Origin of the sequence: Providencia burhodogranariea DSM 19968 (assembly GCF_000314855.2) — a bacterium.
GTDB lineage: Bacteria > Pseudomonadota > Gammaproteobacteria > Enterobacterales > Enterobacteriaceae > Providencia > Providencia burhodogranariea.
The window spans coordinates 620,341-640,795 of sequence record NZ_KB233222.1 but is presented as its reverse complement, the minus strand read 5'-3'; the positions used below and the strand labels follow the sequence as shown (position 1 = coordinate 640,795).

The window sequence follows — 20,455 nt, the reverse complement described above, 5'->3', positions numbered from 1 at the left end:
AGTTGCCCACAGTTGGCAGGCCGAGAGCCGTTGGCAAAGTTGGCTTGAGGCCCAATCCGCCGTGGCCAGCACGTTAAAACCCGCCTCGCTGGGTATCAATGGCAAGCGCGTGGTGCAATACACCGCCGCAACCGCCATGACCGTCTGGGGAATAGGCATGGTGGTCTCTTATCTGGCCAATCGCCAGCTCGTTATCGACAGTCAGCATCATGCTGCCGTGGCTGCCGATAGCGCACTCACTGACGCAGAGCGTCTGAAAGCCCAGTTCGATTTTCAGCAAATACTCGGGTTGCTCAATCACCGTGAACAGACCTCGGTACCGTTATGGCTGCGTTTTGGACTCAATGCCAACGACGCATTGTTAACCCAATTGTGGCCAGTCTATCACCAGACGATTTTACCGTTACTGCAAGAGCACGTCCGACAACAACTGGCACAACAACTGCAAACCTTCGCCGAGCTGCCACCGGATAGCCCAGCGCGTGCCAATGCCTCACAAGCCACTTATCAGGTTTTGAAAGCCTATTTAATGATGAGCACCCCTGAACGCATGGAGCCAACGTTTTTTGTCGATACCGTACTCACCGTGATGCCCCAGCGCACCGGCGTGGCGGATGGCGAGTGGCAAACCCTCGGCAAAGAGCTGTTACTGTTCTATGCCCAGCAATTGCCTCAACACCCTGATTGGGCGATTTCCCCAAATCGTAGCTTAATCAGCGGGAGTCGCACCCTGCTCATTCGGCAGATTGGTCAACGCAGCGGCGAATCCGCGCTGTATCAAAACATTCTCCAGCAAGCAAAACACCATTTTGCAGACATGACACTGGATGACATGACTGCCGAGACCGATGTCAGTTTTCTGTTGACCACCACCGAATTTATCCCCGGTATCTTCACCCGTAAGGCGTGGGAGGAATCGATTGAACCGGCCATTAATCGGGTCGTGGCCGCGCGTCGTGATGAGATTGATTGGGTGCTCAGCGATAACCAACAGGCTATCGACAGTGACATCTCCCCTGAGCAACTCAAACAGCGGTTGACTGACCGCTATTTTGCTGATTTTTCGGGCAGCTGGCTGAATTTCCTCAACACCTTGCAGTGGCGTCACACCGAGAATTTATCCGATACCATCGACCAACTGACGTTGATGAGTGATGTGCGCCAATCCCCTCTCATTGCCCTGATGAACACCGTGGCCTATCAAGGTAAAACCGGACGTCAGCAAGAAAAACTCACCGAGTCGTTTGTGAATTCGGCCAAAGAGTTACTCAATAAAGAACAAAAACCGGTGATTAACCAAAAAGCCGCCTTCTCCGGCCCGCTTGAAGCGGTGTTTGGTCCCCTGATTAGCTTTGTTGAACCCGACGTCTCGCCGCAAACGGGTGAGAGCCTGAACCTACAAACCTACCTCACGCGTATCACCCGCGTGCGATTGAAATTGCAACAAGTGGTCAATTCCACTGACCCACAAGCCATGTCACAAGCGCTGGCTAACAGTATTTTTGAAGGTAAAACCGTTGACCTGTCTGAAACCCGCGATTACGGCAGTTTGATTGCCGCCAGTCTGGGGCAAGAGTGGAACCCGTTGGGCGAAACCTTATTGGTTGACCCGATGACGCAAGCATGGCAACAGCTGCTCACCCCAACCGCCCAAGGTATTAACAGTGAATGGCAAAATGCCGTGGTCAACGAATGGAATGCCGCGTTTGGGGGACGCTATCCGCTGAAAAATACCCAAAGTGAAGTGTCATTACCCCTGATGGCGCAATATTTGCGACCGGATAATGGGCGTATTCAACGCTTCTTAGAAACACGCTTGCAAGGGGTGTTACGCAAAGAGGGCAATCGTTGGGTGCCAAACAGTACACACGCACAAGGACTGCGCTTTAATCCTGAATTTTTAAACGCCTTAGATACGCTCAGTTACTTGGGGGATGTCGCGTTCGCCAATGGTGAAGCCCGTCTCTATTTTGAAATGCGACCGGGCACCAGCAAGAACATCATGCAGACCCAACTGGTGATTGATAAGCAAGCACTCACCTACGATAACCAGCAATCTCAGTGGCAGCGATTTGCGTGGCCGGCGGACACGATTGCTTCAGGCGCGACCCTCAGTTGGATGACCACCACCACCGGCACCCGTTTATACGGGGATTATCGTGGGGTGTGGGGATTTATTCGACTGCTGGAAACCGCCACTGTCAGCCCTTACGCGGGCAGCACCAGTAGCTACTCGATTGACTGGCAAACGTTAGGGGGCTATTCCCTCAATTATACGTTACGCACCGAAATGGGTGATGGTCCATTAGCCTTACTGAAGCTGCGCAACTTTGTGTTACCCGACAAAATCTTTTTGGATTAGCGCAGTGCGAATTGAGGACTCACACAGATAGACCTAAATAATTCGAGTTGCAGCTAGGCGACGAGAAAATAAGGCACTAGAAACCATGATCTAATTACGCTAAAAGTGCCATTTTGGCACCTTTAGCATTAATTTATTTATAGATTTGAGCTTGAAATATCATCCAGATATACCCTAAATAATTCGAGTTGCAGCAAGGCAACAAGAGAATGAGAGACTAGAAATGATGATTTAATTACGTTAAAAGTGCCATTTTGGCACTTTACGCATTTTTTATTTATAAATTCAAGCTAAGAACATGACGGATATACCCAAATATTCTAGGTAACATGAAATATCATTCAGAGCCAGATATACCTTAAATAATTCGAGTTGCAGCTAGACAACAAGAGAATTAGAGACTAGAAACGATGATTTAATTACGCTAAAAGTGCCATTTTGGCACTTTTAGCCTTAATTTGTTTATAGGTTTCAACTGAGAATATGCTGGATATACCCTAAATCATACGAATTGCATTTAGATCATTTAAAATATTATCCAGACATTCCCTAAATAATTCGAGTTGCAGCTAGGCGACAAATGAATGAGACCCTAGGAGCGTAGATAACTACGTGACTAGGGCGAATGAATGCAGTCAACAACGCTGCGGCTCGAAGTATGACGGGTAACGACGGGTATATTAGGCATTTCGGACAGGTATAGTATCTCTCAACCAACTGCCGAGTTTACGTTGATAGAAGGCCTCAACATGTTCTGTGATAAAGTGGCTTACGCCTTTCTCATCTTCATTGACTAAGCAGAAATCAATTGACTCATCATCGTTTAAATATTCACACGCTAACATACCTGCTTCTTGGATAATTGCGTCGATATTTTCTGTGCCGGGCACAAATTCAATTGCTACCATTAAAATAGCTTGATCAGTGTCATCTTGAGTTTCTTGTGCTGAGACTAAAAACGCACGACGGACGACTTTATGTTGTTTAAAGCATTCCACTAATGCGGTGGTTAATGCTTCAGGTTCATTTTCAAGTACACTTAATTTCAGAGCTGAACCTTCTGGTATGGTTAATTCGGTGAATTCAATATCTGTTTCTGAATTTGATATTTGATTATTTTCTGATTGCTGCGACATGCTCAAACCTCATGATGAAAGTCACCATTACTAATAATGATTATATGTACTTCGAATTATGTTGGGTCTATCATAAAAAAATAGGCACGAAAAGTCGCTCCTTTCGTGCCTGAGACGTGATTTTAATTTGTTGGCCTAGCCTGCTTTTTTCACTAGCAGATTGGCAATAGTTCTAACACCAATACCTGTTGCCCCTTCAGCCCACAGGCCAACAGCTGACTTGCGGTAAGTTGCTGAGCAATCGATATGTATCCAGTTTTGACGATAGTTTTCGACGAAGTGGGATAAGAATGCTGCTGCGGTACTTGCTCCGGCAGTATGAGACGGTGCTGCAATATTATTCAGATCTGCAAAGCTTGATGGCAATTGCTGGCGATGGAATTCTGCCAATGGCAGACGCCAGAACAATTCAAACTCATCATTTGAAGAATCCATTAATTCAGACACAAACTTGTCATCAAAACTCAGTACTGAGTGGTAATCATTGCCTACCGCTGTTTTCGCCGCGCCAGTTAATGTTGCCGCATCTATAATCAGCGTCGGTTTCTCTTTGCAAGCATCAATCAAGCCATCCGCTAGCACTAAACGACCTTCCGCATCCGTGTTCATCACTTCAACTGATTTACCATTACGGTAGCGAATAATATCGCCTAATTTAAAGGCATTGCTGCTGACCATGTTGTCTGCAAGGCACAGGAATAATTTAACGCGTTTTTTCAGGCCACGAGTGATAGCCAGAGCTAATGAGCCAACCAATGTCGCTGCACCGCCCATATCGGCTTTCATTGAGTTCATTGATGCAGATGGTTTGATGCTGTAACCGCCTGAATCAAAAGTAATTCCTTTACCAACTAAGCAGGCAAAAACTGGCGCCGTTGGATTACCGGTTGGGTTATAATCAAGCGCTAGGAATGCAGGAGAACGGCTTGAACCACGGCCAACAGTGTGGATACCTGTGTAACCTTGTTCTGCTAAGTCGTCACCTTTAATGATGCGATAGCTAATATCTTCTGCACCAATATGGCACAGTAAATCAATGGCACGTTTTGCCAGTTGCTCTGGGCCTAACTCTTCTGCTGGCGCGTTAATCACATCACGCACCCAATCAATGGCGCGGATGCGATTTTCTAATTCTTTACGATCTGCTTCTGGCAATACTGGCCATTCAATCGTTCTTGCACCTTTTGGTGCACGGAAACCTTGCCAAAACGCCCAACTATTTTCCAAATTCCAGCCTTCACCCGCCAGCGAAACATTACGAATGCCTTGGCTATCTAATTTACGTCCCGCTGTTTGAACTGCACACAGTTTGCCCGGATGCTTTAAATGAATCGTGATCCCTTTATCGCCAGAACTGATGAGTGCTCCTTCTCCCCAGCAAGGTGCAGCTGGTTCAAATGAAATCATTACTGGCATAATTTGTTTTATCATCGTTTCTCTCACTTTATCTGTATATGCAGGCAAAACTAATTGAAGTTTGTCAGCCAATATAAATACCTTAACCGATAAACGGCTAGGCGGGTATCAATATACCCAAAATAATAATTCAAGTTTCATTTAAGCGGCAAGTGATGCTATCTGGGGGAGCAGAGATAAACGCTGTAACTCGGATAGCGAGATGTTGCCAATAACCACCATACTCTATGTTTATGACAGATATATCAATATAGTCAGTCATCATTCGCACATAAAACAAAACCGGACTCTACTTGAAGCCCTAAAGTGACCGCCAATAGATATCCGGTTTGTTTGTCATATCAGATATTACTCAAATTCATCTAACCAAACCAATAAAATGGCTTCTAAGATCTTTTCGTTTGATTTTTGTGGTTCATCGTCAAACTCGTCTAACTCGCAAACCCATTGATGCATATCGGTGAAACGCACCGTTTTTGGATCGATATCTGGGTATGCATCATACAGTGCTTCACCAATTTCACGGCTGTCAGTCCATTTTAGGCTCATTTTGTTATTCTCCGCACAGTACAACTCATTAATGCTCACGCGCATGATTAATCGTATATTTAGGGATCTCTACGACCAGATCTTCGTCTGAAACCAAAGCTTGGCAGCTTAAGCGGCTTTCAGGTTCTAAACCCCATGCTTTATCCAACATGTCATCTTCGAGTTCAGTGCTTTCTTCAAGAGAGTCAAAACCTTCACGCACGATGCAATGGCAGGTGGTACAAGCACATGATTTTTCACAAGCATGCTCAAGCTCAATCCCGATACGTAATGCTGCATTTAAAATCGATTCACCTTCTTGTGCATCAATAACCGCACCTTCGGGGCATAACACTGTATGAGGTAAAAAAATTATTTTAGGCATAATTATATCTCATCCACAGATTGACCTGACAACGCTTGGCGAATAGATGCATCCATTCTGCGAGCGGCAAAATCCTGTGATTGCTTATCCAGTTGTTTAATGGCACTTTCAATTACGGCAGGGTCAGTGCCCTCTACCGCGTCAATTAACACATTGACGGCATTATCAATCGCTGACTCTTCTTCTGGCGTCAGTAGATTGGCATCTTGCGCTAATGCACTCGTTAAACTTTCAAGCACTCTTGCAGCTTCAACTTTTTGCTCCGCTAAACGGCGCGCATTCAAATCATCTTGCGCGTTACTCATTGAATCTTTAATCATGGTTGAAATTTCATTGTCGGTTAGCCCATAAGATGGCTTCACCTGAATTGATGCAGCGACACCCGTAGATTTTTCCATCGCACTGACGCTTAACAAACCATCAGCATCAACTTGGAACGTAACACGAATATGAGCACCACCTGCTGCCATCGCAGGAATATCACGCAGGGCAAAACGCGCTAGTGAGCGACAATCAGAGACCATTTCACGTTCACCTTGTACAACATGAACCAACATGCCAGTCTGACCATCTTTAAATGTGGTGAACTCTTGGGCGCGCGCAACCGGTATTGTGGTATTGCGAGGGATCACTTTTTCGACCAGTCCCCCCATGGTTTCAAGACCTAAGGATAACGGGATCACATCTAATAGCAGCATGTCACTATCTGGTTTGTTACCAACTAAAATATCTGCCTGAATAGATGCGCCAATAGCCACCACTTTATCTGGATCAATTGAGGTTAAAGGCTGTTTACCAAAAAACTCGCCGACTTTGTTTCTAACCAAAGGTACTCGAGTCGACCCACCCACCATCACAACATTTAAAATTTCGTCTGCATCAACTTGTGCATCTTTTAATGCGCGACGACACGCAATCAAAGTACGTTTGATATGGTTATGGATCAGTTGTTCAAACACTTCACGCTGAATTTCCCCTTGCCACTGTGGCAGTGAAATCTGTGCTGTGTTGGCGTTACTTAACACAACTTTAGCGTTCGTTGCAGCATTCAATAATTGGCGATTTAAGCGATGGTCACCTTGAGTTGATAGCCCCGCTTGCTCGGCAATCCACTGCGCTAAAAGTTGGTCAAAATCATCACCACCAAGTGCCGTATCACCGCCAGTTGCTAAGACTTCGAATACACCGCGACTTAGGCGTAAAATGGAAACATCAAATGTCCCCCCACCTAAATCATAAACGGCAATAACCCCTTCTTGGCCTGAATCAAGACCATAAGCAATCGCCGCCGCAGTAGGTTCATTTAATAATCGTAAAACATGTAGACCAGCAAGGCGTGCTGCATCCTTAGTCCCTTGGCGCTGGGCATCATCAAAATAAGCTGGCACTGTGATGACCACACCGTCCATTTCGCCACCCAGCGTTTCTTCTGCTCTATTAGCAAGAGTTTTTAATATATCAGAAGAAACTTGAATGGGATCAACTTGCCCAGCGGCAGTTTGAATGAAAGGTAAGCCGTTTTCACTTGCTGTCAGATTATAAGGCAGCTCGGGATAACGCTGTTGAATATCCGCTAAGGAGCGCCCTATCATTCTTTTGACAGAGATAATCGTATTGACGGGATCTTGTTCAGATAATTGCTTTGCCACCCAACCGATTTGTTTGTTACCAGCTTGATAATTGACAACAGAGGGTAAGAGATAACGCCCTTCATGATCGGGTAAAACCGCAGCTTCACCACTACGCACTGTCGCTATTAAAGAATGTGTTGTACCAAGGTCAATACCGGCCGCTAATTTGCGTTGGTGGGGTGTTGCTGTCATACCAGGTTCACTAATTTGAAGTAATGACATAATCGTTTCTCTTAAAAATCATCCAGTAAACGTTCTTCGAGCTGTTCAGCATGCTGTTGTAACTTATCCAGAAAACGCAATTTACGCACGGTATCAGCTGATTGTTCCCACAGTTCATTATCAAGTTGTGACACCATCAGCGTTGAACGATCTCGCTGCATTTTCTTCACTCTCGCCATAAAATCAACTAACAATTCATCCGCGCTATGGCTATTTTCGATGTGGTCGAGTTCTTCACGTAGCTCAAGTTGCTCCATTAAAAACGCGGTATCATGCATTGTGTGTTGTTCGTTGTTAATATCGAACCCATGGAGCAATAACATGTATTCTGCGCGTCTAAGTGGATGGCGAAGTGCTTGATAGGCCGCATTGATATTAGCAGCTTGTTGAATTGATTGCAGTTTCTCCTGTTCAGTACAGGTTGCAAAGCGATCTGGATGATATTGGCGCTGTAGCGATTGAAAACACTGGGTCAGTTGTTCACTGTCTATCGCATAGCTTGGGGTTAACCCAAAAAGAGTAAAATAATCCATAAGTGCTTAGTTTCTCGAACGGGAATACCAATGCGATTATCTTGAAAAACATTGATTCCGACATATCATGCAAACTGATAAAGATAAATAGGGATCAATTCACGTCATCACCAAATTTGATCGTCGTGACATGTCACGAAAATTTATTTTTATCCATCAGATTTCAAGATATAGCCAGCGATTCATTCATGTAAGGCTAGTGCCCCCAAGAGATAACGCTTTTATGCTACCTAAGCCAAGGAGCTTTTCTTACTTAAATGTCTCTAGGATCATTTAAAGTACAGATAAATACATTGGTTAAAATATTGACTAAAGGAAGACATTATACGTGAAAGCTTTCACCACAACCGCATTCACTGCTGACGTTTGGGTTATTAAATTTAAAGCCTTCGTTTAATCCTTCTTTGACAAAATCCAGCTCAGTACCCTCTAAATAGATGATACTTTTACCATCAATAATCACTTTCACACCTTTATCTTCAATCACGGTGTCTTCTTCATTGATGGTATCGGCAAATTCGAGAATATAAGCCATACCTGAACAGCCTGATGTTCTTACGCCAAGACGTAAGCCTTCACCTTTACCACGGCTTGCTAGGAATGCTTGGATGCGTTGCGCTGCACTTTCTGTAAGAGAAATAGACATTGCGAACCTCACTTAGAAACAAATAAGGCAGATACTTTTTAACTCGCCGCATCCGCCTTAAAATCGTTATTATGATATCGATAACTTATTGTGCCGCACGGGCTTTCTTTGAAGCTTATTATGCGCCTGACAAATCGATATTAAAGCGTTATTTGCCTTGACGCTTGCTTTTATAATCAGCAATGGCTGCTTTAATGGCATCTTCAGCTAGAATAGAACAGTGAATTTTTACTGGTGGCAGTTCTAACTCTTCTGCGATAGCTGTATTTTTGATGGATTCAGCTTCATCAAGGCTTTTACCTTTCATCCACTCAGTCACTAACGAGCTTGATGCAATTGCAGAACCACAACCATAAGTTTTGAAGCGTGCATCTTCAATAATGCCGTCATCACTTACTTTAATTTGTAGCTTCATCACGTCCCCACAAGCAGGTGCACCAACCATACCGCTACCGACGCTTGGGTCGCTATTATCGAATGAACCCACGTTACGTGGATTTTCATAATGATCGATTACTTTTTCGCTATATGCCATTTTGAACTCCTGAAACCATCTGATTAATGGTGAGACCATTCGATGCTATTAAGATCTACGCCGTCTTTGAACATTTCCCATAAGGGAGATAATTCACGTAAATGGCCAATGGCGCCATGAATCTGTTTGATTGCATAGTCAATTTCTTCTGCTGTCGTAAAGCGGCCAAACGAAAAACGGATGGAGCTGTGAGCTAGCTCATCATTCATGCCGAGTGCACGTAAAACATAAGAAGGTTCGAGGCTTGCAGATGTACATGCAGAACCCGATGATACAGCTAGATCTTTGAGAGACATCATCAGTGATTCACCTTCAACATAGTTGAAGCTGACGTTCAGAATGTGTGGAGCACCGTTTTCTAAGTCACCATTGAGGTAGACTTCTTCAATATCTTTGATGCCATTCCATAAACGCAGACGTAATTCACGCAAACGCGCAGACTCATCCGCCATTTCTTCTTTGGCAATACGGTAAGCTTCGCCCATACCAACAATTTGGTGAACAGGTAACGTACCTGAACGCATCCCGCGCTCATGACCGCCACCATGTTGCTGAGCTTCAAGACGAATACGCGGTTTACGACGCACATATAATGCACCGATACCCATTGGCCCGTATAGCTTATGCGCAGAGAAGGACATCAAATCAACTTTCAGTACTGACAAATCGATAGGTAATTTACCGACGCTTTGAGTTGCATCGACATGGAAAACAATGTTGCGGCTACGGCACATTTCGCCAATAGCTTCAATATCTTGAACAATACCAATTTCGTTATTTACATGCATGATGGAAACAAGGATCGTATCGTCACGTAATGCAGCTTCGAGGTCTGTTAGATTGATAAGCCCACTGCGCTCTGGGGAGAGATATGTTACCTCAAAACCTTCACGCTCAAGTTGGCGGCAAGTATCCAGAACAGCTTTATGCTCAGTTTTACAGGTGATGATATGTTTGCCTTTCTTTTGATAGAAATTAGCAGCACCTTTAATCGCTAAGTTATCAGACTCTGTTGCACCCGAAGTTAATACGATTTCGCGAGGATCAGCATTAACCAATTCAGCGATTTGATTACGCGCAATATCAACGGCTTCTTCTGCTTGCCAACCAAAACGGTGGGAGCGCGAAGCGGGGTTACCAAAAATGCCGTCCATGGTTAAACATTGCATCATTTTTTCAGCTACGCGTGGGTCAACTGGCGTTGTCGCTGAATAATCTAGATAGATAGGTAATTTCATTGCTCAGTTACTCCAAAAAGACAAATTGTCTTTAATTTTTTAATGATACTGTGGTGATAACCGCTATATACATAGCTAAGTTCCACCACTTTATGTATCGACTGCAATTTATTAATATATTTTAGGGTCAAGCACGAACATTGATAATGGTTTCTGGGAAAATACCATTTTGTGTCAATCTACGCTTTTCGTTATCTTGTCTATCAGCGACTATCATGACTTCCTGATTTTTTACCAGCTCATCAAGACTGATGCCGCTGAGGAAATCAGTAATTCTATCGCTAAGGTCACGCCATAACGCATGAGTCAGGCAACGATCACCATTTTGGCAACCTTCTTTGCTGCCTTTACAACGAGTAGCATCAACAGATTCATCGACCGCAGCAATTACCTGTGCAACAAAAATTTGATCTGCATTGCGGCCAAGTAAATAACCACCACCGGGCCCACGAACGCTAGAAACAAGCTCGTTTTTGCGTAAACGAGAGAATAGTTGCTCAAGATAAGAAAGGGAAATTCCCTGACGCTCAGAAATATCAGCAAGTGGGACTGGCCCAGACTGAGAGTGTAAGGCAACATCTAACATTGCAGTTACGGCATAACGCCCTTTGGAAGTGAGTCTCATAACATATACTCCATGGTAAAATATGGGCGAATTGTGACATTCCCGACTAATTTAGTCAACTATTTACCTGACTAAATTAGTCAAGTATTATCCACCGGAAAATAGATTACTTTTTCGCCCATTTTTCCACTGAAGTCAGGATACCACGCAAAATATGTAGCTCTTGAGTTTCAATGTGTGCACGAGTGAATAGACGTCTTAGTTTATTCATGATCAGCCCAGGGTGCGCCTTACGAATAAAACCTGATTCATTCAAGACACTTTCAAGATGAACATAAAAACGCTCAACATCTTCTGAAGGTGGATATTCTACCTCTGATTCTTCCGATAACGCAGGCTTGTTTTCATCCATGGCTAAATAAGCCATGCGAATTTCGTAACTCACCAATTGAACAGCCATTGCGAGGTTAAGAGAACCATATTCAGGGTTGGTCGGAATATACAGATGATATTGGCATTTTTGCAGTTCTTCGTTTGTCAGTCCGATACGCTCACGACCAAAAATAATCGCGACAGGAGCTGTTTTCGCTTGTTCTATTGATTTTTCACCACATTCACGAGGTGCCACCATAGGCCAAGAGAGTGTACGAGAACGCGCACTCGTGCCAATTACCAATTTACAGCCTTCTAAAGCTTCATCGAGCGAATTAACTATCTTAGCATTGCCTATTACGTCACTTGCACCAGCAGAAAGTGCGATGGAATGCGAGTCAGGTTGAACTAATGGATTAACGAGGTACAGATTAGAAAGGCCCATTGTTTTCATGGCACGAGCTGTAGAGCCCATGTTGCCTGTATGCGAGGTCTCAACAAGAATAATGCGGATATTGTCTAACATGATTTATACGTTTCGATGAAAAATAATCGCAATAGTCTATCACAAAATTGATTATTGTAATGAACATCTATATAATCCGCGCACTCAAAGTTTTCGTTCTTTAACATCCCAGTGGAAAAAGCCCATGCATCCGATGCTTAACATCGCCATACGTGCCGCACGTAAGGCCGGTAATCACATAGCCAAATGCTATGAAACGCCTGATAATGTTCAAATTACACAGAAAGGCACTAACGACTTCGTCACTAACGTTGACCGTGAATCTGAGCATCTGATTATTGACGTCATTCGTAAATCTTATCCAGACCACACAATCATCACTGAAGAAAGTGGTGAATTATTAGGTAAAGATGATGATGTTCAATGGGTAGTTGATCCACTGGATGGCACTACCAACTTCACAAAACGCCTCCCACACTTTGCTGTTTCTATCGCTGTCCGCGTCAAAGGCCGTACAGAAGTCGCTGTTGTTTATGATCCAATGCGTAACGAGTTATTTAGCTCAGTTCGCGGTCAAGGCTCGCAACTGAATGGTTATCGTCTACGCGGTGCTGATGCTCGCGAGCTCAATGGAACTATCGTAGCAACAGGTTTCCCTTTCAAACAAAAGCAACACTCAGTTGTGTTCATGAAAATCATGAGCAAAATGTTTGATAGCTGTGCCGATTTCCGCCGCACAGGTTCTGCAGCGCTTGATTTATGCTATGTTGCAGCAGGCCGTGTTGATGCTTACTTTGAAATTGGTTTAAAACCATGGGACTTCATGGGTGGTGAACTGATTATGCGTGAAGCTGGCGGTATCATGACTGATTTCGTTGGTAACCATAATTATTTAGCTTCTGGTAACATTGTTGCGGGTAGCCCACGTATTGTTAAAGATATTCTAACCGTTATGCGCGATGAACTATCTGAATCATTAAAGCGTTAATATAATATTAAGGCGTTAGAATTTTTCTAACGCCTTTTTTATATTTAAAAAATACTAACATTGCTTTTATACGAGCTTATTAATTTAATAAAGTAATTAATAGAAACGATCAACTGTAAATATTATCTTACCATCCATATTTATTTTATAACAATATCATTTAATTGTTCTCAAATAACCTCAACACATTTACATAAAAATAAAATAATAACCACAACAAACAATATTTGCAATCACATTGCAATTAATAGCCAGTACATGTTTTCATTAAGAATATAAATATATAACAAAAATCACCTTTCTATATTTCCTTTTTATTCTCATTTAATTCAATCGCCTACATCAATTTAAAATAAACACATAAAAAAACATTAATTTAATTTGAAATAAACATTAAAACTGACTAATCTCAACATACTAATGGATTTTATCATCATAAAATATTCAATTGAAATTTTTTTTATTTTTGCCTTTAATCTATGATATTTATGGAGTTAGTTATGTTTAAATATATATTCTTGTTTTTTATATTATCTATTCCCATTTTATTAAACTCGGTATTAGCCGTTACTGCTGGTGGTGGCAGTATTTCATTTAATGGGGCAATTAGTGACACCACTTGTACTATTAATGGAGGAAACAGTGCTAATTTTACTATTTTACTCGATCCAATTAGCATTTCAGATGCAGGAACTAATGCAAATACCGTTATACAAAAAAATCAAAAACAATTTTCATTCACATTCTCTGATTGTGCCATTATGCCTACCTCAGGAACAAATCTAAAAATTAGTTTCTCTCCCTCAAGCAATATCTCATCTTCCGGCCTTTATTTAGTCAATGATACCGTGAACGAGAATGACCCAACAAAAGCAATCAACGTTGGTTTTAGTTTATCCAAAGTGGCGACACCCACTATTGCAATTCAACTAAAGACACCTTTTGATACAGAGCTCAGGGGGAGTTTAGTGGATGGTAACAATGAAACATTAACACTAATTGCAAGCTATTATAAAACCAATAATGCAAGAGCAAAGGCAGGAGTGTTACATTCAAATGTGATTTATACAGTCACTTATCTATAAAAATAAAACTAGGCTCATTCGAGCTTTTTTGGAGTAACTGTGATGAAGAAAATATTATTATTAGCCTTTCTTTTATTTTCCAAAAATATGCTAGCAAATGTCATTATTAATGGCACTCGCATTATTTACCCTGAACAAGTTGATAGTGTTGTTATTCAATTAACTAATAATAGTAAAACCCCCTCTTTAGTACAGTCATGGGTAGATAATGGTAATATTAATTCAGTTCCTGAGGATACTGATTCATCTTTTTATATTTATCCGCCTATTGTGAAAATTGAAGGTTTACAAGGTCAACAATTAAAACTAAAAAAAACAATTCAAAATCTTCCCGATAATATTGAAAGTGTATTTTACCTCAATGTATTAGACATTCCCAAAACAGCTGACTTTGCAAAGGGAAAGAATGTAATACAGCTCGCAACTCGTTCAAGAGTTAAAATATTTTATCGTCCTAGTGGGTTAACAGAAACACCTGATGAGGCATACAAAAAAATAAGTTATCAACTAATCGGCAACAATATTTTAATTAAAAATAATTCTCAATACCATTTCACTATCGCATCAATAACGTCTGAAAACAATAAAAACAAATCATTAATTGATGCAGAGATGATCTCTCCCTTATCCTACAAAAAATTGCCATTAAAAGAAAACTTAAAAAATCATAACTTACTAATTAACTATGTTACTGATTTTGGAATTTATAAAAATATAAATATAAAAATTTAAAAGAAGATATATCGTGAAAAGACAGCATTATTCTTATCTCCTTCTCTTAATAATATTACATAATTATACCGACTATTCATTAGCGGATAATTTTGATGTTTCCCTGCTAATCGGTCAAGCAGCTCTGAGTGATATTTCACGATTTAATGACGATAGTAAAATCCTAGTAGGAGAACAACTCGTTGATATCTATGTTAATAATATATGGCGTGGGCTATACGTTATTGATGTTAGCCAAGATGGTCAACATATTAATCTCGCACCTAAAGATATCAATAAACTGGGTTTAGTTCTCTCTCCTACGGTTCTTGAACACGCTAAACACCAACAATGGGTATCTGTTGAAGCATTAGTCAAAGACATACACGTTAAACTCGATATCAGTAAGTTGAAGCTAAATATTTCAGTACCACAAATTGCCATTAAACAATCAGAAATCAGTTATGTTGACCCTGGATATTGGGAGTATGGTCATCCAGCAGTTATCTTGTCATACAATACAAATTATTATAATTATAAAGAAAAGAAACACTCAAAAATAAACAATGAAAATTTTTTCGCCACGCTCAATTCAGGGATTAACTTAGGTACTTGGCAATTTCGCGATGAATCCAACTATAGCTATTACTCACACCACAAACAGAGCTGGAAAAACAATACACGCTATATCTATCGACCTTTTAGTAGTATCAAGTCAGGATTAACAACAGGTGATTTTTATACCCCTGCCGCCTTATTTAGCAGTATTCGAATCAGAGGAGTTTCATTAGCTTCTGAAATTAATATGCTGCCAAATTCCAGCCAAAATTTTGTTCCTGTAATTAGAGGAATAGCGCAAACTAATGCGCTAGTCAGTGTTTATCAAAATAATAATTTGGTCTTTCAAGAAAATGTCCCTCCTGGTGAATTTTTATTTAAAGATATTCAACCGAGTATAGGAGGTGGTGATCTCCTTGTGGTTATCCAAGAAGCCGACGGGCGAAAAGAATCATTTACTGTTCCTTATTCCGCTATTCCAGAAATGCTTAAAGAAAGTATTTATCGCTATAATATTTTAGCCGGACAAGCTCAACTTACAAATACTCATTTCCAACCCCAATTTGTACAAGGCGAAATTCACTACGGATTAAGTAATCTTGTTACTGCATACGCTGGCATTATCGTGAATAATAAATACCGCTCGATGGTAATTGGAAGTGGTTGGAATTTCATTTTTGGTTCACTTTCAACCGATGTGACTCATGCTGATACAGATCTTAGTACTGGCAATCAAAGTGGTCAAAGTTATCGAATAGCCTATAGCAAATACGTTACATCAACATCTACCAACTTAACGCTTGCTACTTATCGTTACTCAACCAGTGGTTATTATAGTTTTATTGATTCTATTTATGCTCATGATAATTATAATGCTTGGTATCAATACAATACTACTCTTATCAATGCACAAAATCCTAATAGTAATACTTCCAACCTCCCCTTAACCGCTTTTGATGCTCTACGCGGCTTTCGTGCAAAAAATGTTTTGACCGTTAATCTCAATCAAAAATTAGATAATAGTTTTGGTTCTATTTTCGTGTCAGGAAGCCATCGAAATTATTGGAATAATATGGGTTCTAGCCGCGAATATCAAATTGGTTACGCTAATAATTATCGCGATATTTCATACAACATATCAGCTTCGCGCATTCGTAATTACAACAACAATGAATATGTACGCTATTACCTGAATATTAACGTTCCTATAGCGCTATTTGAAAAACGTGCCAATATCAGTTTAGGAAGCTATTTTACAGATTCCGATTATCAACAAACCACTACCAGTATGAGCGGAATCGCAGGTAAAGACGACCAAATAAACTATACATTGACAGGTACCAACTTGACTGGCGGAAATAATTTAATCGGGGGTAATGTAAATTATAAACATCCCTATAGCTCAATCTCAACATCTTATAGCGAGGCAAGTAACTACCGGCAAAGTGGATTTGGTGCGAGAGGAACAATTGTTACCACACCATCTTATCTCGCCTTCTCTGCTGAAACCGGCCAAACCTACACCATCATTGATGCACCAATGGCAAATAACATGATGGTCAATGCAAATAAAACCACATTAACCAATAAACAAGGGGTTGTTCTAGTTACTAATTCAGTTCCTTACCGAACTAATACCTATACATTGGCGGGTACTGAAAAAACGTCGGGTGCAGATATTATCGGTAATATGGGCCATATCACCCCCTATCAAGGCGCCGTCAATTATATCAAGCTAGAGACGGATCAGCGCCAAACTTTTATATTTAGGGCGTCTTTGATTGATCAAAACATCTTACCATTTGCCGCTGAAGTCACTGATCTGCGAGGCCAAAATATCGGTAATGTTGGGCAATCAGGTATTTTGTATATCCGCAGTGAACAATTACCTTCTGCTTTGATTATTAAATTGAATATGGAGGGAAAAAAAGTATGTGTCATCGATAATCCAATTATTACTCTAGATAAAAACCGTAATTTCTGTCGATAAAGGAAATAATGATGAAAATACCACTAGCGGCTATCATCTTATTAGCTTCATTAATGACAAGTAATGAAGCTTTATCAAATTGTAAGCCCGAAACAACTATCACGGCACCGCCTATCATTTTCAATTTATCGACTGAGCTAAATAGCATATCTACGAATGTTACTAAAACAAGTCGCACGCAGTTTCCGGGAGAATTCATCTGCAATACAGGTTTATTAGCCCCACCAAATATCATTGGAATTGCCTCTCCATTTAGAAGTGGAACAGCAACCATCGGGTTTAATGGGGGTAGGCAGTTTGTGTCTATTTCAGTTATGAGCTTAGAAAAAGATCGGGTCGTCAATATTCCAGCAGGTGGACATCCTGCCAGCGATCTTGATACTCATTTTACAATACAATTTACTCTACTGAATAATAGACCTAGCGCTAACTATACCGAAATTCAGGGAGATACAACCACCATCTTACCTGTTGTTTTGGCATCTGATGCAAGCTCGCTAGGCATTCTCACTTGGTTATTAACTATCGTCACCAAGTTACTGACTTTTTTGTTAACTCTGCAATGGCCAATAGATACTAATGATATCTTTTTGCAACCCATACAAATCACTTATAAACCAATGATGACAACCTGTAATTTTTCAAATAGTGGATTAATTGTTTCATTGCCATTAATCAACATAAATGAAGTTAAAACAGCTCACCAGCCAGGTTATACACCTTTTACATTAAATTTTACTTGCACTGATCTTATTGGTGGAATAAATACATCCCGTGATATTTCGATGTTTTTACAGAGTAATAACTTACTTAATACAGATAATACTGTTCTCAAGAATACCCTCACACAAGGTGCTACTGGAGTTGGCTTTCGTGTGGTAAAAGCCAGCAATATCAATAACCCATTAATTTTCTCTAATAGTATTAGCGCTCAAAATAGCGCGACCAATATTTTCAGTATCACCAGCGGTAGCCCTTTGTCTCCTGTATTTTCGATCAATATGGGTGCCTATTATTATCCTTATGACATCAATCGCGTCACCCAAGGATATATATCAAGTACCGCAACATTGGTACTTTCCTACAATTAAACAACAAGGTTGCTATGCCCATTATCAATACTACTTTAGGCGGATTTATACTTCTACTATTTAGTGTACTTGCTAATGGAAGTGTTGTTGTTCAAGGAACGCGAGTGATTTTTCCTGATAATAAAACAATAATGGGCATCCAGATCATTAATAACAGCGACCAACCTTCTTTAGTACAAAGTTGGATTGATGACGGAGATATTAATTCCACGCCAGAAACAACCAATGCCCCGTTTATTGTCATACCGCCGATTACTAAAATTAAAGCAAATGATGGGACTCAATTGCGCATTCAATTCATTGGCAAAAAATTACCCGACGATCGCGAGTCTATCTTTTACCTGAATATTCTTGATATTTCACCAAAACCTAAAAATAACGTGAATGGTAATTTTTTACAGTTAGCATTACAAACTCGTCTTAAACTGCTTTATCGTCCTATGGGCTTGACCTTAACATCTGATAACGCACTGAATGAGGTGAAATTTTTCCAATCAGAGCAATGGTTAATCGCTATGAATCCAACACCCTATTTCGTGACCCTTTCTAAACTTTATTTTGAAGTTCAAAATAATAACCCGTTACTAGAAAATATCATGATAGCTCCCTTCTCACAGATACAAGTTCAGCATCAAGACAATATATCCACCAGTAACGAGCTAATTGCCATTTATATCAATGATATGGGAAACCATATTCGTTATAAGACAACATTAAAAAAATGAAATTTTACGAGTTTGCCACCGTTTTTGGACGAATAAATAATGCAGGAACTGCAAGTAGTGCCATTAAGTAGAATACGACGCCATGTTGGTCTGGTGCGCGTTCATAAATAGCACCAACAACAATAGTCATTATCGCAAGCCCACCCCCGGTCGCTAATGCAGAATAAACACCTTGTAATGGAATAATTTCATTTTCATTGCGTGAACTAATAAAACGCATAGCTGCTAGATGGCATACTGTGAAAGTTCCACTGTGCAATATTTGGACAATAATTAATATTGGTAACGAGGTAAATGCCCCCATCAGGCTCCAACGAATAATTCCACAAATGGCAGATAGTAATAGAAGGTTACGTGAGCTCCAGCGACGAAAGAGTTTTTTACTCAACATAAAGACGATCACTTCAGCCACCACACCTAATGACCATAAGTTACCAATCACCGAATCAGAGTACCCCGCCTCTTTCCAATATAATGAAGCGAAACCATAATAGGCAGCATGTGCACCTTGTAACAAGGTTACGCAGACCAAAAAACGAACAATGTTTTTATCTGCAATCAATTGCTTAAAAGAGACTTTAGACTCACCCGCAGATTTCAATGTACCGGCCGGCATAATTGCAGGCTTTAACATAGCTCCTAATAATAGTGCTAAACAACTGATAACCAATGCAACCATAATGGATTTATGCCCAAATGCACTGGCTAAGTAGCCCATCAATGAAGAACCGATAATAAAGGCAATTGAGCCCCAAACGCGTATTCTGCCGTAATCAAATGGAAATTGCTTTTGCCATGCCCCTGCTAATGAATCACCGAGCGGTACCAAAGGGGCAAAAAACAAATTAAACCCGATCATCACAAAAAATAACCAAGCCCAATGCGAACCAAATGCAAAACCAACCGCAAAGATCAGAGAAAGTGCCGCCAATATTCTTATTGCGACAATCAGTTTGGAAGGATTTTTTACCATAGGTGTAATAAACATAGCACCTAGGAATCGCGCAGATAATCCAATACCCAATAATAACCCTATCATTTCTGCATCAATACCTTCGCCTTGCAGCCAAATTGACCAGAAAGGTAAGAAAATACTGTAAGCAAAAAAGTAGGTAAAATAGTCTATTGCTAGCCAACGCGTTGATGGAATTACCATCACTCCTCCCTTTTTTTAAATGCAAAAAACCCGCTCATACTGAAGTATAGAAGCGGGTTTCGGTTGTTACTCCCAATGTAATTGGTATCTATCGATTAGAGACAATTCAAATGATT

At 40.8% G+C, this 20,455-nt stretch carries 19 protein-coding genes; 7 read left to right on the top strand and 12 right to left on the bottom strand.

Translation table 11 applies throughout. The features are described 5' to 3' along the window. The coding region (locus tag OOA_RS02680; RefSeq protein ID WP_008910586.1) for an ImcF-related family protein at window positions 1–2,362 on the top strand (2,362 nt) is incomplete at its 5' end. 680 nt (window positions 2,363–3,042) lie between these two features. Here the strand turns inward: OOA_RS02680 and OOA_RS02675 are convergent. The 11 genes from OOA_RS02675 to trmJ form a co-directional block, all read right to left on the bottom strand. After that, complete coding sequence (locus OOA_RS02675) at window positions 3,043–3,498, bottom strand: enhanced serine sensitivity protein SseB C-terminal domain-containing protein (RefSeq protein WP_008910585.1); 456 nt, start codon at window positions 3,496–3,498, stop codon at window positions 3,043–3,045. Between the two features lie 135 nt (window positions 3,499–3,633). Continuing rightward, complete coding sequence (gene pepB, locus OOA_RS02670; protein WP_008910584.1) at window positions 3,634–4,929, bottom strand: aminopeptidase PepB; 1,296 nt, start codon at window positions 4,927–4,929, stop codon at window positions 3,634–3,636. A 333-nt stretch (window positions 4,930–5,262) separates the two neighbouring features. Then, window positions 5,263–5,463, bottom strand: coding sequence for a Fe-S cluster assembly protein IscX (iscX, locus tag OOA_RS02665; protein ID WP_008910583.1), 201 nt, complete (start codon window positions 5,461–5,463; stop codon window positions 5,263–5,265). A gap of 28 nt (window positions 5,464–5,491) precedes the next feature. Continuing rightward, window positions 5,492–5,827, bottom strand: coding sequence for an ISC system 2Fe-2S type ferredoxin (gene fdx, locus OOA_RS02660; protein ID WP_008910582.1), 336 nt, complete (start codon window positions 5,825–5,827; stop codon window positions 5,492–5,494). A gap of 2 nt (window positions 5,828–5,829) precedes the next feature. Beyond that, the gene (gene hscA / locus OOA_RS02655) at window positions 5,830–7,680 is read right to left on the bottom strand and encodes a Fe-S protein assembly chaperone HscA (protein ID WP_008910581.1); all 1,851 of its coding nucleotides are present in this window, start codon (window positions 7,678–7,680) and stop codon (window positions 5,830–5,832) included. An 11-nt stretch (window positions 7,681–7,691) separates the two neighbouring features. After that, complete coding sequence (hscB, locus tag OOA_RS02650) at window positions 7,692–8,213, bottom strand: co-chaperone HscB (RefSeq protein ID WP_008910580.1); 522 nt, start codon at window positions 8,211–8,213, stop codon at window positions 7,692–7,694. 322 nt (window positions 8,214–8,535) lie between these two features. Continuing rightward, window positions 8,536–8,859 carry an iron-sulfur cluster assembly protein IscA gene (iscA, locus tag OOA_RS02645; RefSeq protein WP_008910579.1) on the bottom strand — a complete coding sequence of 108 codons (324 nt, stop codon included), beginning with the start codon at window positions 8,857–8,859 and terminating at the stop codon, window positions 8,536–8,538. 148 nt (window positions 8,860–9,007) lie between these two features. After that, entirely contained in the window at window positions 9,008–9,394 is a 387-nt protein-coding gene (gene iscU / locus OOA_RS02640; RefSeq protein ID WP_008910578.1) for a Fe-S cluster assembly scaffold IscU, read from the bottom strand. A 23-nt stretch (window positions 9,395–9,417) separates the two neighbouring features. Then, window positions 9,418–10,632 carry an IscS subfamily cysteine desulfurase gene (locus OOA_RS02635; protein WP_008910577.1) on the bottom strand — a complete coding sequence of 405 codons (1,215 nt, stop codon included), beginning with the start codon at window positions 10,630–10,632 and terminating at the stop codon, window positions 9,418–9,420. A gap of 127 nt (window positions 10,633–10,759) precedes the next feature. Continuing rightward, entirely contained in the window at window positions 10,760–11,257 is a 498-nt protein-coding gene (gene iscR / locus OOA_RS02630; protein WP_008910576.1) for a Fe-S cluster assembly transcriptional regulator IscR, read from the bottom strand. Window positions 11,258–11,363: 106 nt separating this feature from the next. Next, window positions 11,364–12,095 carry a tRNA (cytosine(32)/uridine(32)-2'-O)-methyltransferase TrmJ gene (trmJ, locus tag OOA_RS02625; RefSeq protein ID WP_008910575.1) on the bottom strand — a complete coding sequence of 244 codons (732 nt, stop codon included), beginning with the start codon at window positions 12,093–12,095 and terminating at the stop codon, window positions 11,364–11,366. 124 nt (window positions 12,096–12,219) lie between these two features. Between trmJ and suhB the strand changes: the two genes are divergently transcribed. The 6 genes from suhB (at window position 12,220) to OOA_RS02595 (ending at window position 19,183) form a co-directional block, all read left to right on the top strand. Then, a complete protein-coding gene (gene suhB / locus OOA_RS02620; RefSeq protein WP_008910574.1) occupies window positions 12,220–13,023 on the top strand; it encodes an inositol-1-monophosphatase in 804 nt (267 codons plus the stop codon). Window positions 13,024–13,523: 500 nt separating this feature from the next. Next, a complete protein-coding gene (locus OOA_RS02615; protein ID WP_008910573.1) occupies window positions 13,524–14,108 on the top strand; it encodes a fimbrial protein in 585 nt (194 codons plus the stop codon). 42 nt (window positions 14,109–14,150) lie between these two features. After that, window positions 14,151–14,840, top strand: coding sequence for a fimbrial biogenesis chaperone (locus OOA_RS02610; RefSeq protein ID WP_008910572.1), 690 nt, complete (start codon window positions 14,151–14,153; stop codon window positions 14,838–14,840). A 13-nt stretch (window positions 14,841–14,853) separates the two neighbouring features. Then, complete coding sequence (locus OOA_RS02605; protein ID WP_008910571.1) at window positions 14,854–17,367, top strand: fimbria/pilus outer membrane usher protein; 2,514 nt, start codon at window positions 14,854–14,856, stop codon at window positions 17,365–17,367. 11 nt (window positions 17,368–17,378) lie between these two features. Then, complete coding sequence (locus OOA_RS02600; RefSeq protein WP_008910570.1) at window positions 17,379–18,458, top strand: fimbrial protein; 1,080 nt, start codon at window positions 17,379–17,381, stop codon at window positions 18,456–18,458. 14 nt (window positions 18,459–18,472) lie between these two features. Continuing rightward, window positions 18,473–19,183 (top strand): fimbrial biogenesis chaperone, encoded by a 711-nt coding sequence (locus tag OOA_RS02595; protein ID WP_008910569.1) that lies wholly within the window; start codon window positions 18,473–18,475, stop codon window positions 19,181–19,183. A 4-nt stretch (window positions 19,184–19,187) separates the two neighbouring features. Here the strand turns inward: OOA_RS02595 and OOA_RS02590 are convergent, their stop codons facing one another. Beyond that, entirely contained in the window at window positions 19,188–20,339 is a 1,152-nt protein-coding gene (locus OOA_RS02590) for a 3-phenylpropionate MFS transporter (RefSeq protein ID WP_008910568.1), read from the bottom strand. Window positions 20,340–20,455: the final 116 nt, after the last annotated feature.